At 67.4% G+C, this 16891-nt stretch carries 11 protein-coding genes, 3 tRNA genes and 1 pseudogene; 5 read left to right on the top strand and 10 right to left on the bottom strand.

Annotated elements, in window-relative coordinates:
• Nucleotides 1-298 precede the first annotated feature (298 nt).
• From BKK79_RS01215 to pgi, 4 genes are all read left to right on the top strand, one after another.
• Nucleotides 299-1642, top strand: coding sequence for an amidase (locus BKK79_RS01215; protein WP_071016378.1), 1344 nt, complete (start codon nt 299-301; stop codon nt 1640-1642).
• Nucleotides 1643-1655: 13 nt separating this feature from the next.
• Entirely contained in the window at nt 1656-3257 is a 1602-nt protein-coding gene (locus BKK79_RS01210; RefSeq protein ID WP_071036886.1) for a bifunctional ADP-dependent NAD(P)H-hydrate dehydratase/NAD(P)H-hydrate epimerase, read from the top strand.
• Nucleotides 3254-4198 (top strand): DMT family transporter, encoded by a 945-nt coding sequence (locus tag BKK79_RS01205; protein ID WP_071012908.1) that lies wholly within the window; start codon nt 3254-3256, stop codon nt 4196-4198. Before BKK79_RS01210 ends, BKK79_RS01205 begins: the two co-directional genes overlap by 4 nt.
• A 129-nt stretch (nt 4199-4327) precedes the next feature.
• Nucleotides 4328-5953 (top strand): glucose-6-phosphate isomerase, encoded by a 1626-nt coding sequence (gene pgi / locus BKK79_RS01200; protein WP_071012909.1) that lies wholly within the window; start codon nt 4328-4330, stop codon nt 5951-5953.
• An 88-nt stretch (nt 5954-6041) separates the two neighbouring features.
• Here the strand turns inward: pgi and BKK79_RS01195 are convergent, their stop codons facing one another.
• Nucleotides 6042-6740, bottom strand: a complete 699-nt coding sequence (locus tag BKK79_RS01195) for an ABC transporter ATP-binding protein (RefSeq protein WP_071012911.1) — start codon at nt 6738-6740, stop codon at nt 6042-6044.
• On the opposite strand from BKK79_RS01195, the gene BKK79_RS01190 reads away from it, so the two are divergent.
• On the top strand, nt 6739-7419 hold the full coding sequence (locus tag BKK79_RS01190; RefSeq protein ID WP_071012913.1) for an arylesterase: 681 nt from the start codon (nt 6739-6741) through the stop codon (nt 7417-7419). The two genes, BKK79_RS01195 and BKK79_RS01190, sit on opposite strands and share 2 nt — an antisense overlap.
• A 188-nt stretch (nt 7420-7607) precedes the next feature.
• On the opposite strand, the gene BKK79_RS01185 is transcribed toward BKK79_RS01190, so the two are convergent.
• The 9 genes and pseudogenes from BKK79_RS01185 to tig all read right to left on the bottom strand — a co-directional run bounded on the left by BKK79_RS01185 (nt 7608) and on the right by tig (nt 16879).
• Nucleotides 7608-9545 carry a SurA N-terminal domain-containing protein gene (locus BKK79_RS01185; protein ID WP_071036885.1) on the bottom strand — a complete coding sequence of 646 codons (1938 nt, stop codon included), beginning with the start codon at nt 9543-9545 and terminating at the stop codon, nt 7608-7610.
• Nucleotides 9546-9728: 183 nt separating this feature from the next.
• A pseudogene (locus BKK79_RS38665) lies at nt 9729-9985 on the bottom strand (DMT family transporter).
• A 9-nt stretch (nt 9986-9994) separates the two neighbouring features.
• Nucleotides 9995-10071 (bottom strand) — tRNA-Asp (locus BKK79_RS01180).
• 137 nt (nt 10072-10208) lie between these two features.
• Nucleotides 10209-10284 (bottom strand) — tRNA-Ala (locus BKK79_RS01175).
• A 44-nt stretch (nt 10285-10328) separates the two neighbouring features.
• A tRNA-Val gene (locus BKK79_RS01170) sits at nt 10329-10404 on the bottom strand.
• A 201-nt stretch (nt 10405-10605) separates the two neighbouring features.
• A complete protein-coding gene (gene lon / locus BKK79_RS01165) occupies nt 10606-13017 on the bottom strand; it encodes an endopeptidase La (protein ID WP_071016380.1) in 2412 nt (803 codons plus the stop codon).
• Nucleotides 13018-13271: 254 nt separating this feature from the next.
• Nucleotides 13272-14546 carry an ATP-dependent Clp protease ATP-binding subunit ClpX gene (gene clpX / locus BKK79_RS01160; protein ID WP_071012917.1) on the bottom strand — a complete coding sequence of 425 codons (1275 nt, stop codon included), beginning with the start codon at nt 14544-14546 and terminating at the stop codon, nt 13272-13274.
• 229 nt (nt 14547-14775) lie between these two features.
• Nucleotides 14776-15426, bottom strand: coding sequence for an ATP-dependent Clp endopeptidase proteolytic subunit ClpP (clpP, locus tag BKK79_RS01155; RefSeq protein ID WP_071012918.1), 651 nt, complete (start codon nt 15424-15426; stop codon nt 14776-14778).
• Between the two features lie 100 nt (nt 15427-15526).
• Nucleotides 15527-16879: a trigger factor gene (gene tig / locus BKK79_RS01150; RefSeq protein WP_071012920.1), complete on the bottom strand. Its 1353-nt coding sequence runs from the start codon at nt 16877-16879 to the stop codon at nt 15527-15529.
• Nucleotides 16880-16891: the final 12 nt, after the last annotated feature.

Below are 16891 nucleotides of genomic sequence, written 5' to 3'. Positions count from 1 at the left end.
GACCCGCCTGCCGGCGGCTCGCTGGCGGCACACTGGTGGCGGCGCTGGCGTCAGCACTGGTGGCAGGCTGACGGTGGCTTGGGGGTGGATCGAGCGTTGATTGGCGGCAGTTTTCTTGACAGTTTATTGGCAATTCGCCCACATGACCACCGCGGGCCACCGCTGCCAGCCCTCTCGGGCAGGCGGTCCCCGGGGCATGGTTGCGCACGCTGGCGCACCTCGCTAGACTCGACCGATCCGCTCCGGTTCCGCGAGCCCCGTCAATCCAGGCCTGCGCGCCTGCCGCTCCCCCGCCATGATGCTGCCCGACCTCGATACCCTGCAAGCCAGCCTGCGCGCCGGCACCACCAGCCGCACCGCCATCGTCGAAGCCGCCCAGGCCGCCGCCGCCGGACCGGCCGCGCGCTCCGTGTTCCTGCAGACCAGTTTCGACGAGGCCCTGCGCGTGGCCCGCGCCGCCGACGCCGCAGCGCTGGCGGGCCAGCCGCTGCATCCGCTGGCCGGCCTGCCGGTGTCCATCAAGGACCTGTTCGATATCGCCGGCGAGGTCACGCGGGCCGCCGCCATCGCGCGCGACGACGCCGCGCCGGCCGATGCGGACGCGGCGGTCGTGGCACGCCTGCGCCATGCCGGCGCCGCGCTGGTGGGGCGCACCAATATGAGCGAGTTCGCCTTTTCCGGCGTCGGCATCAACCCCCATTTCGGTACCCCGCGCAATCCGCTCGACCCCGCCGTCGCGCGCGTTCCCGGCGGGTCCTCCTCGGGTGCCGCCGTCTCGGTGGCGCTGGGGCTGGCAGTCGCCGGGCTCGGCAGCGATACCGGGGGCTCGATCCGCATCCCGGCGGCACTGTGCGGTCTCACCGGCTTCAAGCCGACCACCCGCCGCGTCCCGCTCACCGGCGCCTTTCCGCTCTCGTACACGCTGGACACCGCCTGCGCCATGACGCGCAGCGTGAGCGGCTGCGTGCTGGTGGACAGCGTGCTGGCCGACACCCCGGCCATGCCGATCGGCAAGGCTCCGGCGGCCATCCGCCTGGCGGTCGCGCGGCAATACCTGCAGGATGACCTGGAACCGGTGGTGGCGCAGGCCTTCGACCGCGCGCTCGGGCGCCTGTCGGCGGCCGGCGTGCGCATCGAGCACATCGAGCTGCCGGAGCTCGAGGAGTTGCCGGGGCTCAATGCCGCGGGCGGCTTCACCGCGGCCGAAGCCTGGTCGATCCATCGCCACCTGCTGGCCACCCGGCGTGCCCAGTACGATCCGCGCGTGGCCATGCGCATCGAGCGCGGCGCCGCCATGAGCGCTGCCGACTACGTCGACCTGATGCGCGCCCGCCTGGATTGGATCGCCCGCGTGCAGGCGCGGCTGGCCGGCTTCGACGCCATCGTCTGTCCGACCGTGCCGATGGTGGCGCCACCGCTGGATCCGCTGCTCGCCGACGATGCGCTGTTCTTCCGCACCAACGGCCTGCTGCTGCGCAACACCTCCGCCTTCAACTTCCTGGACGGCTGCTCGATCTCCCTGCCCTGCCACGCGGCCGGCGAACTGCCGGTCGGCCTGATGCTGTCGCACGGTCCGCTGCACGACGCCGGGCTGCTGGGCATCGCCCTGGCGCTGGAAGCGATCGTGCGCCCGGCGGCCTGAGCGCGGGCCCGCCATGTCCCACGCGCCGACCGCCACCGACGACTGGTTCGCGCTCGACGCTGCCAGCGCCACCCGCATCCCGCTGTACGACACGGCCGGCGTGCGTGCCATCGAGCACGCCGCACAGGCCGCGCTGCCACCCTTCACGCTGATGGCGCGTGCCGGCACCGCCGCCGCCGGCTGGCTGGCGCGGCATATGCCGCAAGGCCCGCTGCTGTGCCTGGCAGGCCCCGGCAACAACGGCGGCGATGCCCTGGTGGCGGCCACCGTCCTGCACCGCGCCGGCCGGCAGGTCGAGGCCTGGCTGGCCGCCGATCCGCTCAAGCTGCCGGCCGACGCCGGCCGTGCCTGGCAGGAGGCGCGCGCGGCCGGGGTGCCGCTGCGCGAGTTCGGCACACAGGTGGGCACCGATGCGGCTGCGCAGCCGGGCGCACTGCCCGACTGGCCGGCCGGCACGGCGGCCATCCTGGACGGCCTGCTCGGCATCGGCCTGAACCGCCCGGCCGGCGGACGCATCGCCGACTGGATCGCCCACGTCAACGCCTCCGGCCTGCCGGTCTTCGCGCTCGACGTGCCCAGCGGCCTGTTCGCCGACACCGGTGCCGGCAAGCCGGCCGTGCAGGCGGCGCGCACCCTCACCTTCCTCGCCGCCAAGCCGGGGCTGCTGACCCTGGACGGGCGCGACCGCGCCGGCGCGATCGATATCGCGCCGCTCGGCCTGGCCTATCCCCCGCCCGGCCTGCCGGCGGCCTGGGTCAACGGACCCGCCGTGTTCGCCGCCGCTCTGCCGGCACGGCGCCACGACAGCAACAAGGGCACCTTCGGCTCGCTGGCGATCATCGGCGGCAACGCCGGCATGGTGGGCGCGCCGCTGCTGGGCGCGCGCGCGGCACAGTTCCTGGGAGCCGGCCGCGTCCATATCGGCTTCCTCGCGCCCTCGGCGCCGGCCTTCGACCCCATGCATCCCGAACTGATGCTGCACGCGCTGGCCGACCTGGACCTCGCCGCCATGTCGACCCTGGTGATCGGGCCGGGCATGGGTGCCGGCGCCACCTCGCGGCAACACTTCACGCAATTGCTGCATGCCCTCGCCGGACTGCGGGCGGCGCTCGTGCTCGATGCGGACGCCCTGAACATGCTGGCCGCCGATGCCGGCGCAGCGCAGGCGCTGCGGGCACTGGCATCGCCGCGCGTGCTGACGCCGCATCCGCTGGAAGCCGCGCGCCTGCTCGGCAGCAGCGTCGAGGCGGTGCAGCGCGACCGGCTGGCGGCTGCCAGGGCATTGGCTGCGCAGTGGCAGGCCACGGTGGTGCTCAAGGGTTCTGGCAGCGTGATCGCGGGGACCGACGGCGCCGTACCGGCGCTCAATCCGAGCGGCAATGCCGGCCTGGCCAGCGCCGGCACCGGCGACGTGCTGGCCGGCATGATCGGCGCGCTGCTGGCGCAGGGCATGTCCGCCACGCAGGCCGCCTGCGCCGGCACCTGGATCCACGGCCGCGCCGCCGACCGTCTGACAGCCGCCGGCGAAGGCCCTGCCGGCCTGACCGCCAGTGAACTCTACCTGCCCGCGCGCGCCATCCTCAATGCACTGCTGCGGGAGCCCGTGCGGGCATGAGCGGCGCCGGCGGCATTTCCCTGAGCAGCCCCGCGCGGCGCCAGTTGCTGACAGGCATCGCGCTGCTGGTGATCGGGCAATGGGTGCTGAGTCTGCTCGACGCTACCAGCAAGACGCTGACGCAGCAGGGCCTGCCGGTGATGGCGGTTGCCTGGGTACGCTACGTCGGCCATGTCGCGGCGGTCTTCCTGCTGCTCGGGCCGGCCGGCTGGCGCCGGCAGTGGCGGCCCGCGCGCCCCGGCCTGCAGTGGCTGCGCGGCGGGCTGATGCTGGTTTCCACCGTCGTCTTCTTCAGCGTGCTGCGCTTGATGCCGCTGGCGCAGGCCACTGCCCTGAATTTCTGCGCCCCGCTGTTCGTGGTGGCGCTGTCGCCGTGGCTGCTGGGAGAACGCCCGGGGCGCCATGCGCGCTGGAGCCGCTGGGCCGGCGTGGCGGTTGGTTTCGCCGGCATGCTGGTGGTGGTGCGCCCCGGCGGCGAGCTCAGCCCGGTCGGCATCGCGCTGGGGCTCTTCTCGGCCCTGGTGTTCGCGCTGATGCAGATGCTGACCCGGCGCATCGCGGCGCATGATGCGCCGCTCACCACCTTGATCTGGAGCGGCGTGACAGGCGCCTGCCTGACCTCCCTGCTGGTGCCCGCCTTCTGGTTCGAGACCATGCCGACGCCCGCCCAGTGCGCACTGCTGCTGTCGGCCGGCCTGACCGGCTCGCTCGGCCACTATTTCGTCATCCGCGCCTTCCAGTATGCCGACGCATCGTTCCTGAGCCCCTTCCTTTACCTGCAGATCCTGTCGGCCACGACCATCGGCTACCTCGCCTTCGAACAATTGCCGGACTGGACGACGGCCCTGGGCATCGGCGTGATCTGCCTCGGCGGCCTGTGCGTGGCCGGCGGCGAACCGCTGCTGCGGGCGGCCGCGACGCGCTGGCAGTCCCGGCGCTGAGGACGGCCCCTCCGATGGTCGGGTGCGAGTAGGCGGGCGAGTCACCTCTGCGCCACGCGCACGCACGTTATACTTGGCGATGCAACCACAGCGCCCGCGCAGCGGGCCCGAAGCCACTGATTGCCACGCATGCCCACAAATCTTCACGCTTGGGACGCCCTCCAGCAGCACCATGAGGCCATTCGCGAGCAGCAGATGCGCGACTGGTTCGACGCGCCCGATGCCGGCCAGCGCGTCGCACAGTTCTCACTGGAAGCCGCAGGGCTGTACCTCGACTACGCCAAGAACCGCGTCACGCCGCAGACGCTCGCCCTGCTGATGCAGCTGGCCGACGAGGCCGGGCTCAACGAGCGCCGTGACGCCATGTTCGCTGGCGACCAGATCAACGCGACGGAGCACCGCGCCGCGCTGCACATGGCGCTGCGCGCCCTGCCGGAGGCCGGCTACCAGGTCGACGGCGCCCCGGTCATGCCGGCGATCCAGGCTGTGCGCGAGCGCATGCGCGATTTCTCCGAACGCGTGCGCGGCGGCCAGTGGACCGGCGCCAGCGGCAAGCGCATCACCGATGTGATCAATCTCGGCATCGGCGGCTCGGACCTGGGACCACGCATGGTCTGCCGGGCCCTCGCGCACCTGCCGGGCAATCGCCTGCGCCTGCACTTCGTTTCCAATGTCGACGGCACCGAGCTGGCCGAGACCCTGTCGCGCGTCGACCCCGAACACACCCTGGTGATCGTCTGCTCCAAGACCTTCACCACGCTGGAGACCATGGCCAACGCCGGCAGCGCGCGGCGCTGGTTCCTCGACAACGGCGTCGCGGAAAACCAGTTGTCCCGGCATTTCGTCGCGGTCTCGACCAATGTGGAGGCCGTGCGCGCCTTCGGCATCGACCCGGCCAATATGTTCGAATTCTGGGACTGGGTCGGCGGACGCTTCTCGCTCTGGTCCTCGGTGGGCCTGTCGATCGTGCTGGCGCTCGGCTACGATGCCTTCGCCGAACTGCTGGCCGGCGGGCGCGCCATGGACGAACACTTCCGCACGGCCCCGCTGCCGGCCAACATGCCGGTCGTGATGGCGATGCTGGGCATCTGGTACCGCAATTTCTGCGGCATGTCGACCAGTTGCCTCGCGCCCTACTCGACTTCGCTCGAACTGTTTCCGGCCTTCCTGCAACAGCTGGAGATGGAGAGCAACGGCAAGTCGGTCCAGCTGGACGGGCGGCGCGTCCACGCCCACACGTCGCCGGTGGTATGGGGCAGCGCCGGCACCAACGGCCAGCACGCCTACTTCCAGATGATCCACCAGGGCTCGCAGATCGTGCCGGTGGACTTCATCGCGCCGTTGCGGCCGCCGCGCGCGCTGCCCGGGCACCACGCCAAGCTGCTGGCCAACTGCTTCGCCCAGGCCGAGGCGCTGATGCGCGGCCGCACCGCCGAAGAAGTCCGCGCCGGCGGCACGGCAGACGATGCCTGCGTCTCGCACATGGTGTTCGATGGCAACCGCCCCAGCAACACCCTGCTGATGCAGGACGTGACCCCGCACACGCTGGGAGCGCTGATCGCGCTATACGAACACCGGACCTTCGTGCAGGGCGTGATCTGGAATATCAATTCCTTCGACCAGTGGGGCGTCGAACTCGGCAAGCTGCTGGCACGCCCGATCGAGGCCGAACTGAACGGCGCCGCCGCCGCTCCCCACGACGCTTCCACCACCACGCTCATCGCGCGCGCCCGCGCGGCGCTGGGCAGCGCCTGAGCCCGCTTCCGCGCCGCCTTGGCGCACGCGCGGCAGGATGGGCGGCGTGGCTACACCGCGGCGCGCGGCGCGCCAGGCAAGCGAGGCATCAGACCTCGGCGGCCATCCACTCGTCGCTGGCCACGCGCCCAGCGTCGATGGTCAGGATACGGCCGCAGCGTGCCGCCACCGAGCGATCGTGCGTCACCAGCACCAGCGTCGAGCCCGCATCCCGGTTCAGTTCGAACATCAGCGCGATCACGGCCTCGCCGGTCGCCGTATCGAGGCTGCCGGTCGGCTCGTCGGCGAACAGGATCTCCGGCCGCGTGACGAAGGCACGCGCCAATGCCACGCGCTGCTGCTCGCCACCCGACAGGGTGCGCGGATAGTGGTGCAGGCGCGCCGACAGGCCCACCCTTGCCAGCATGTCGCGCGCGCGCTCCCGTACGCTCTCGCGCTCACCGCGCAGTTCCAGCGGCAACATCACGTTCTCCAGCGCGGTCAGGTGGCCGACGAGCTGGAAAGACTGGAAGACGAAGCCCACATGGCGCGCGCGCAGCGCCGCACGCTGGTCTTCGTCCAGCGCGAACAGGTCCTGCCCGTGCAGGCGTACCGAACCGGTACTGGGCAGGTCGAGGCCGGCCAGCAGGCCCAGCAGCGTGGACTTGCCCGAACCCGAGGCTCCGACGATGGCCAGCGTCTCGCCGCGCGTGACGGAAAACGACACGTCATGCAGAATCGTCAGAGAACCCGTGGCATCGGCCACGGTCTTTCCAAGCGAAGCCACGGCAAGGATAGGTGAGGACATGGGCAACTCGATCTGGAGACAACTGCGCAGGATCGCGCTGGTGGCCGGCCTGGGGCTGGTATCGCTGGCCGCCTCCGTCAGCACGGCGGTGGCCGCGCCATCCTTGCTGGTGCTGGGGGACAGCCTGTCGGCCGAATACGGTATCGCGCGCGGCACCGGCTGGGTCAAGCTGCTGGAAGACCGGCTGCGGGCGCAACGGCTCGATTATAGCGTCGTCAATGCGAGCGTCAGCGGCGAGACCACGGTAGGCGGCAAGACGCGCCTGCCCGCTCTGCTGGCCCGCGAGCGGCCGGCCGTGGTGGTGGTCGAACTCGGCGCCAACGATGCGCTGCGGGGACTGCCCCTGCAGAACACCGAGGCCAACCTGCGCAGCATCGTGGACAGCGCCCGCCAGGCCGGCGCCAGCGTGCTGCTGGTCGGCATGCGCGTCCCGCCCAACTACGGCCAGGACTACGCCGAGCGCTTCCACGCGGTCTATACGCGGCTGGCCGAGGAAACCCGCGTGCCGCTGGTGCCGTTCTTCCTGGAGAAAATCGTGGATCGCCCGGACTGGTTCCAGCGGGACCGCCTGCACCCGACCGCTGCCGCGCAGGCCGCCCTGCTGGACACCGTCTGGCCGCAGCTGGCACCGCTGCTGCAGCCTGGCGCCCGCCCGCAGAAGACCTCGGCGCGCCGGTAAAGGGTAAGCCGTCGGGGCCGCCGCCGGTCGCTAGCCGACGGACCGCGCATGGGAAGGCCGCACCACCGCCACCGCCGCCTCCCCGAAAAAGACAATCCCCCGCGGGCACCAGGCCGGCGGGGGATTGTCCTTGGGCGATCCGCTAGCGCGGACGCGAGACGCGGCAGCCTGCCGCCAGATGCACCGGATCAGTTGCCGGCGCCCTGCTCCTGCGTGCCGGCCGAATGCAGCACCTTGACCTTCGAACGTGCCTTCAGCGCTTCATAGTAGGCGCCCAGCTCGGCCTGGCCGGCCACTTGCGCGATCTGCTGCGCTGCCGCCTGCAATTGCGCGGGATCGGGCTTGGCAGGCTGGCTGACCTTGGCGACACGGTAGACGGCATAGCCTTGCGGACCCAGGTCCACGCCGGCGAAGGCGGGCAACTTGGACGTATCGACGCGCATCACGGCTTCGAGCGCCTTGGGCGACAGGCCTTCTGCCTTGGTACGCGAAACCGTGGCGAGCGCACCGAAGCCTTCAGCGCTGCCGCTCTTACGCAGTTCGGCCAGGCGGGCCTCGCCGTCCTTGCGGGCCAGCTCGGCGGCCTGCTGCGCGATGTAGTCCTCGCGCACCTTGGCCTGCACGTCGTCGAACTTGCGCACCGAGGCCGCCTGGTAGTCGACGATGCGTGCCGACACCAGCGTGTTCGGACCGACCTGCACCGCCTCGGTATTGCGCTTGTTCTTGATCGCGTCGTCGTTGAACAGCGCCTTGAGCAGCTTGTCGTTGTTCAGCGGGTTGCTCGCACCCAGCGCCGGGTTCGGCTGGCGCGTCACGTTGTCGGCGCTCTGCACGGTCAGGTGGAACTTGTCGGCGGCCGGCTTGAGGCTGTCGGACTGCTCATAGACCATGTTGCCGAACGCATCGGCCATCTCGGCGTACTTCTTCGCGGCCAGCTGCTTGCGCAGTTCCGCTTCCAGCTCCGGCTTGACGACATCCAGCGGCTTGGTCTCGGCCGGCTTGATGCCGGTCAGCTTGACGATGTGGTAGCCATAGTCGGTCTCGACCACGTCGCTGATGTCGCCGTCCTTGGCCAGCGCGTACATGGCGTCCTCGAACGGCTTGACCATGGTGCCGCGGCCGACGAAGCCCAGGTCGCCGCCCTTGGCCGCCGAACCCGGATCCTGCGATTCCTTGCGCGCCACGTCGGCGAAGGTATCCGGATGCTTACGCAGTTCGGCCAGCAGCTTCTCCGCCTTTTCCTTCGCTGCCTGGCGTTGGGCCGCCGGGGCATCTTTCGCCGCGGCGATCAGGATGTGGCTGGCACGGCGCTGCTCATCGGTGCGGAAGCGCGCGAGATTGCTCTGGTAGTACGAGTTGAGCTCGTCCGGCGACACCTGCTGCGCAGCGGCCAAGGCATCGGCGGACAGCGCCAGGTACTGCACCTTGGCATGCTCGGGAACCGAGTAGTCGCCCTGGTGGGCTTCGAAGTAGGTCTTCAGCGCCGCATCGTCGACCTTGACCTTGGCGGTGTAGTCGGACGGCTTCAGCAACAGCGCCTGCACGTCACGCTGCTGGTCGCGGATGGCCAGCAGGCGTTCCAGCAGCGACTTCGGCATGAAGGCCGTACCACTGACCGCGCCGCTGAGTTGCTGCGTGGCAAGCTCGAAGCGCATGCGCGCGTCGAACTGGTCGGGCGTCATGCCCTGGGCAGCGAGCAGCTGCAGGTAGGCCTTGTCGTCGATCGAGCCATCGGCCTTCTTCGGCAACTGGGCGATGGCGGGAATGCTGCTGATCGTCTCGACCAGCCGGGCATTGGAAACCGTCAGGTTCTCGCGTGCCACCTCGTCGGAGACCACACGCTGCAGCACCAGCTGGTCCAGCACCTGCTTGCGCGCCTCGGGACCTTCGAACATACGCGCGTCGTAGCTGGCGCCCAGCGCTTCCCGCATGCGCTCGCTCTGATCGCGCACGGCGTTGTCGAGCTCCTGCACGCTGATGGTGCGGCCGTCCACCTTGGCCGCGTCGTGCGAGCTGTCCATGAAGCGCGAATAGCTCTCCACGCCGAAGAAGACGAACGACGGGAAGATGATCACCAGCAGCAGCAGCAGCATCAAGCGCCGGTTATTGCGTACGAAATCAAGCATGCTCACTCGGAAATGGGGTTGGCTCGAGAGTCAAGAGAGACAAACCTCGGGATTCTAGCAGGAGTGGCAATCCCTCAAGCCATTCGGACGTCACGGGTACATCACACACACGCGCGCACACACGAACACGCAGGCGGCGCTGCCGCCGGGACTGTAGCGGGCGCGCAGCGCCGGCGCCGCCACTCAGGCCGCCGTGGCCGCCACCTTCAGGCCGACGATGCCTGTCACGATCAGCACGACGCAGGCCAGCCTGGCAAGGCTGGCGGACTCGCCGAACCGAGGATGCCGAACGCCACCGTGCCGACCGTGCCGATGCCCGTCCAGATCGCATAGGCGCTGCCGAGCGGCAAGGACCGCGATGGCATCATTTCTAGACTGGCGCGGGCCGCATCCGGCCCGTACAAAAGAAAATCCCCCGAGGACTTGCGCCCTCGGGGGATTCCGGAATCTGGCGGAGCGGACGGGACTCGAACCCGCGACCCCCGGCGTGACAGGCCGGTATTCTAACCGACTGAACTACCGCTCCGCGTCGGTGCAGCTTTCATCCTCGCGGATCAAGCACTGCAAGACTTGATGCCCTCGGGCGTTTCCCTTTCCGGCCTGCCATCGCGAAACCGTCGGGCTTCTCGATTCACGCCAGGGTCACCCCTCGGACAGAAAACCTGGTGGAGATAAGCGGGATCGAACCGCTGACCTCTTGCATGCCATGCAAGCGCTCTCCCAGCTGAGCTATACCCCCATGTGGCCATTTAGGTCAAGTTGCCTTGCACAACGAGGAAACGGTGGTGGGTGCTGAGGGGCTCGAACCCCCGACCTACGCCTTGTAAGGGCGCCGCTCTACCAGCTGAGCTAAGCACCCGTTCGCCTCGTTGCAGGCATCTGGACCTGCTGGATTCGCCGCGCACGTTTCGGAGCACTTACCGCTGTTTGCGTTGCGAGGGCGCGATTGTAATACAGGTTTTTCGTCTTTGCCAAGCCCCCGAAATAAAAACGCCGCGGGATGTCCCGCGGCGTCTTGCCGGCTGCCTGTGCGCCCGCGCAGCGGCGCAGGCGTCACGCCTCAATGATGGATCATCTCCACCTTGGCGGCGGCCTTGTCGGCCACCTCGGCAGGCTTGGCCTCTTCTTCCGGCAGCGGCTCCGGCTTGCGCTCCAGCGCCAGTTCCAGCACCTTGTCGATCCAGCGCACCGGAACGATCTCGATGCTGTTCTTGACGTTGTCCGGAATGTCCGCCAGATCCTTGACGTTCTCTTCCGGGATCAGCACCAGCTTGATGCCACCGCGATGCGCCGCGAGCAGCTTCTCCTTCAGGCCGCCGATCGGCAGCACCTCGCCGCGCAGCGTGATCTCGCCGGTCATGGCCACATCCGCGCGCACCGGGATGCCGGTCAGCACCGACACCAGGGCCGTGGTCATGGCACCGCCCGCCGACGGACCGTCCTTGGGCGTGGCGCCTTCGGGCACGTGGATGTGGATGTCGCGCTTCTCGAACATCTCATCCGCGATGCCCAGGCGGCGTGCGCGCGAACGCACCACCGAACGGGCTGCCTCGACCGACTCCTTCATCACGTCGCCCAGCGAACCGGTGCGGGTGATGTTGCCCTTGCCCGGCATGATGGCGGCTTCGATGGTCAGCAGATCGCCACCCACCTCGGTCCACGCCAGGCCGGTCACCTGGCCTACCTGGTTTTCCTTGCCGGCCAGGCCGAAGTCGTACTTGCGCACGCCGAGGAACTTGTCGAGGTTGGCCGCTTCCACGGTCACCGTGCCCGACTCCTTCTTCAGCAGCAGCAGCTTGACCACCTTGCGCGCGATCTTGGAGATCTCGCGCTCCAGCGAGCGCACACCGGCCTCGCGCGTGTAATAGCGGATGATGTCGCGGATCGCATCTTCGGCGACAGCGATCTCGCCCACCTTCAGGCCGTTGTTCTTGATCTGCTTGGGCAGCAGGTAGCGCTGGGCGATATTGACCTTCTCGTCCTCGGTGTAGCCCGACAGGCGGATCACCTCCATGCGGTCCAGCAGCGGCGGCGGGATGTTCAGCGAGTTGGACGTCGCCACGAACATCACGTCGGACAGATCGAAATCGACCTCCACGTAGTGGTCCTGGAAGGTGTGGTTCTGTTCGGGATCCAGCACCTCGAGCAGCGCCGACGACGGATCGCCGCGGAAATCCATGCCCATCTTGTCGATCTCGTCGAGCAGGAAGAGCGGATTGCGCACGCCGACCTTGGAAAGGCTCTGCAGGATCTTGCCCGGCATGGAACCGATATAGGTACGGCGGTGACCGCGGATCTCGGCCTCGTCACGCACGCCACCCAGCGCCATGCGCACGAACTTGCGGTTCGTGGCACGCGCCACCGACTGCCCGAGCGAGGTCTTGCCGACACCGGGGGGGCCGACCAGGCACAGGATGGGCGCCTTCACCTTGTCCACGCGCTGTTGCACCGCGAGGTACTCGAGAATGCGTTCCTTGACCTTCTCCAGGCCATAGTGGTCTTCGTCGAGCACGCGCTCGGCATTGGCGAGGTCGTTGTTGACCTTGCTCTTCTTGCGCCACGGCAGGTTGACCAGCGTGTCGATGTAGTTGCGCACGACGGTGGCCTCGGCCGACATCGGCGACATCAGCTTGAGCTTCTTGAACTCCGCGTCGGCCTTCTTCTTGGCTTCCTTCGGCATGCGCGCCGCCTTGATGCGCTTGTCGAGCTCTTCCAGGTCGGCGCCTTCCTCGCCCTCGCCCAGTTCCTTCTGGATAGCCTTGACCTGCTCGTTCAGGTAGTACTCGCGCTGGCTCTTCTCCATCTGGCGCTTGACGCGGCCACGGATGCGCTTCTCGACCTGAAGGATGTCGATCTCGCCCTCGAGCTGCGACAGCAGGCTTTCCAGGCGCTCGGTCACATTGACCATCTCCAGGATCTTCTGCTTCTGCTCGAGCTTGATCGGCAGGTGGGCCGCGATGGTGTCGGCCAGGCGGCCCGGCTCGTCGATGCCGGACAGCGAGGTCAGGATCTCGGGCGGGATCTTCTTGTTCAGCTTCACATACTGGTCGAACTGCGACACGATCGCGCGGCGCAGGGCCTCGGTCTCGGCGCTCTCGACGGGCGCGGGCGGCACGGGCACGGCCTCGCACATGAAGTGCGATTCGTCCTCGCTCACCTCGCGGATATTTGCGCGCTGCGTGCCTTCGACCAGCACTTTCACCGTGCCGTCGGGCAGCTTCAGCATCTGCAGGATGTTGGCGATGCAACCGACCTCGTACAGGTCGTCCGCGGTCGGCTCGTCCTTCGCCGCCGTCTTCTGGGCTACGAGCATGATGCTCTTGCCCGACTCCATCGCAGTCTCAAGCGCCTTGATGGACTTCGGGCGTCCCACGAACAGCGGGATCACCATGTGCGGAAACACCACCACGTCGCGCAGCGGCAACAGTGGCAGGCGAATCGGCTCAGCCGGGAGGAGTTGTGTTCCGGACATCATTATCCCCAGTCAGTCATTTAAGGCGTAAATTGGGCCGCATGAATCGATTACAAGATGGCAGGCCATCGATTCCGCATCCATTCCGATACTGCACGCAAATGCTTCTCCACGCACTTGCAAGCCCCCCTTTGAAACAGCATACCCGCGTTTTCTCCCAGACGTGGACGGAAATGAAGAAAAAAAGCCGCTCGCTTCTCGCGAACGGCCTTTCGGGGCGCTAGCCGGCAAATCCGCTGCCGGCCGTCGCAACATCAGTTGGAACCGGCCACCTTGGGCTGCTCCTCGTACATCAGCAGGGGCGGTGCATCGCCGGTGATCGTGTTCTCGTCGATCACCACCTTCTGCACACCCTTGTAGTTGGGCAGGTCGTACATCACATCCATCAGCGATTGCTCGAGGATGGAGCGCAGACCGCGCGCGCCGGTCTTGCGGCGGATGGCCTTGCGCGCGATCGCCGTCAGCGCCGCCGGGCGGATTTCCAACTCGACGCCTTCCATCGCCAGCAGCTTCTGGTATTGCTTGACCAGCGCGTTCTTCGGCTCGATCAGGATTTGCACCAGCGCCGCTTCATCCAGCTTGGCCAGCGTCGCCACCACCGGCAGACGGCCGATCAGTTCGGGGATCAGGCCGAACTTGATCAGGTCTTCCGGCTCGACCTGGGGCAGCACCTCGGAGGCCTCGCGCTCTTCCTTGCTCTGCACCTGGGCACCGAAGCCGATGCCGGTCTTGTCGGAGCGCTGCATGATGACCTTCTCGAGGCCGTCGAAGGCACCGCCGCAGATGAACAGGATGTTGGTCGTGTCGACCTGCAGGAAGTCCTGGTTCGGATGCTTGCGCCCGCCCTGCGGCGGCACCGAAGCCATGGTGCCCTCGACCAGCTTCAGCAGCGCCTGCTGCACGCCTTCGCCCGATACGTCACGGGTGATGGAGGGGTTGTCGGACTTGCGCGAGATCTTGTCGATCTCATCGATGTAGACGATGCCGCGCTGCGCCTTCTCGACCTCGTAGTTGCAGTTCTGCAGCAGCTTCTGGATGATGTTCTCGACATCCTCGCCCACGTAGCCGGCTTCCGTCAGCGTAGTGGCATCGGCGATCACGAAGGGCACGTTGAGCAGCCGCGCCAGCGTCTGCGCCAGCAGCGTCTTGCCCGAGCCGGTCGGCCCGATCAGCAGGATGTTGCTCTTGGAAAGTTCGACGTCGTCCTTCTTGCCGAGGTGCTTGAGACGCTTGTAGTGGTTGTACACCGCCACTGCCAGAATCTTCTTCGCCGGCTCCTGGCCGATCACGTACTGGTCCAGGCTTTCGCGGATCTCGTGCGGCGTGGGCAGATCGGAGCGCGTGGCCGCGGCGGCGTCCTTCTCGGATGCCGTCGCCTCGTCACGGATGATCTCGTTGCACAGGTCGATGCATTCGTCGCAGATGAACACCGACGGGCCCGCGATCAGCTTCTTGACCTCGTGCTGGCTCTTGCCGCAGAACGAGCAATACAGAAGCTTCTCGCTGGATGAACCTTTTTTATCCGCCATAGGAATCAGTCACATTAGCAGTGTGCGCGCCACGGCAGCGGGCCGCCGCGGAGAAAACGCTTCAAACGCATCATACGCCAAAAAGTCAGGCACTACCGGAGGATCCCCCACCGTGTGGGGCGAACACAAAAAACGAGGCACGAGGCCTCGTTCCGGTGCAGCCTTCGTCATTTCGGAGCCAAGCCTACCCGGCGGCGCCCATCGATGTGAGCGCGCCGAGCCTGCCCCGTCAGCCGCGGCGGGTGATGACCTTGTCGATCAGCCCGTAGTCCATGGCCTGTTCGCCGCTCATGAAGTTGTCGCGATCGGTATCGCGCGCAATCTTCTCGATCGGCTGGCCGGTCACTTCCGACAGGATGCTGTTCAGGCGCTCGCGCAGGTACAGGATCTCGCGCGCCTGGATCTCGATGTCCGAAGCCTGGCCACGCGCGCCACCCAGCGGCTGGTGAATCATGATGCGCGAGTTCGGCAGCGCGGAACGCTTGCCCTTGGCGCCTGCCGCCAGCAGGAAGGCGCCCATGCTCGCGGCCATGCCCATGCACAGCGTCGCCACATCTGGCTTGACGAACTGCATGGTGTCGTAGATCGCCAGCCCGGCCGACACCGATCCGCCAGGTGAGTTGATGTACAGCGAGATGTCCTTGTCCGGATTCTCGCTCTCCAGGAACAGCAATTGCGCCACGACCAGGTTGGCGGTCTGGTCATTGACTTCGCCGACCATGAACACGAGCCGCTCCTTCAGCAGGCGCGAGTAGATGTCGTAGGCGCGCTCGCCGCGGCCGGACTGCTCCACCACCATCGGCACCAGCCCCAGCCCCTGGGTTTCCAGGGCAGAAGCCTGCGTGGTGGCGAGCCGGTCAAGCAAATCATTGCGGGTCATGCAAGTTCTCCTGGTATTCGGTGATGGCCAGGCAGCGCAGGCTGCCTGGCGGCACCGGCCGCGCGGCACACTCGGCGCCGCCGGCCGGCTTGCGCCGGACTCAGGCCTGTTGCGGGCCGCCCTGGGCGGTCAGCTCTTCGAAGCTCACCTGCTTGTCGGTGACCTTGGCCTTGTCGCACACAAAATTTACCACGTTGTTTTCGAGCACGTAGGCTTCCATCTCGGCCAGGCGCTGCTGGTCACCGTAGTACCAGCGCATCACTTCCTTCGGATCCTCGTAGCTCTTGGCGAAGTCTTCGATTTCTGCCTTGACCTGCTCGGGCTTGGCTTCCAGGCCATTGGCCTTGACGATCTCGGCCAGGATCAGGCCCAGCTTCACGCGGCGCTCGGCCTGCTGCGCGAACATCTCGGCCGGGATCGGCATGGCCTTGGCGTTGGGCATGCCACGCTGCTCCAGGTCGCGGCGGGCCATCTCGACCAGGCGCTCCTGGTCCTGCTCGATCAGGGCCTTGGGCACGTCCAGCTCGCTGACCTTGATCAGTGCTTCCATGACCTGGTCCTTCAGCATCGAGTGGGTACGACGCTTGACTTCACGCTCGAGGTTCTCGCGGATGTCCGAACGCATCTTGTCCAGGCTGCCGTCGGCGATACCCAGCGACTTGGCGAAGGCTTCGTCGACTTCCGGCAGGTGCGCCCACTCGATCTTCTTCATCGAGATGGTGAACTCGGCGGTCTTGCCCGCCACTTCCTTGCCGTGGTAGTCGGCCGGGAAGGCCAGCGGGAAGACCTTGCTCTCGCCGACCTTCAGGCCCAGGGCGGCCTGCTCGAACTCGGGCAGCATGCGGCCTTCGCCCAGCACGAACACGAAGTCTTCGGCCTTGCCGCCGGCGAACTCTTCGCCTTCGATCTTGCCGACGAAGTCGACCGTCACGCGGTCGCCGCTCTTGGCTTCCACGCTGCCGCCGTCACCGTGCTCGCCGGCCTCGCCGCGCACGTGGTAGTGCACGCGCTGCTTGCGCAGGATGTCGACGGTCTTGTCGATCTCGGCTTCGCTCACTTCGGTGGTGGTGCGGGTGACTTCGGCGCTCGACAGGTCGCCCAGCGTGACTTCGGGGTACACCTCGAAGGTCGCGTCGAACGCCACCTGGTCATCAGCCACGCCCTCGGTCTTGACCTCGAACTTCGGTTGGCCCGCGACCTTGACGTCCTGTTCCTTGGTGATGTCGAAGAACTTGCGCGCAGCCTTGTCGAAGCGCACTTCGAATTCGACTTGCTGGCCGTACTGCTTCTCGACCATCTTCATCGGCACCTTGCCCGGGCGGAAGCCGGACATCTTCACCGTCTTCGACAGGCGAACCAGACGCTCCTGCTTTTCCTTCTCGACTTCGGCCTTGGGAATGGCCAGGGTCACCTTGCGGTCCAGTTTGCCGAGGTTTTCAATGACATTCGACATGGTCGTCAATCC

The sequence above is a fragment of the Cupriavidus sp. USMAA2-4 genome, assembly GCF_001854305.1.
Classification (GTDB): domain Bacteria; phylum Pseudomonadota; class Gammaproteobacteria; order Burkholderiales; family Burkholderiaceae; genus Cupriavidus; species Cupriavidus malaysiensis.
Note: the sequence above shows the minus strand (reverse complement) of the source record. Positions and strands in the feature narration are given on the sequence as shown.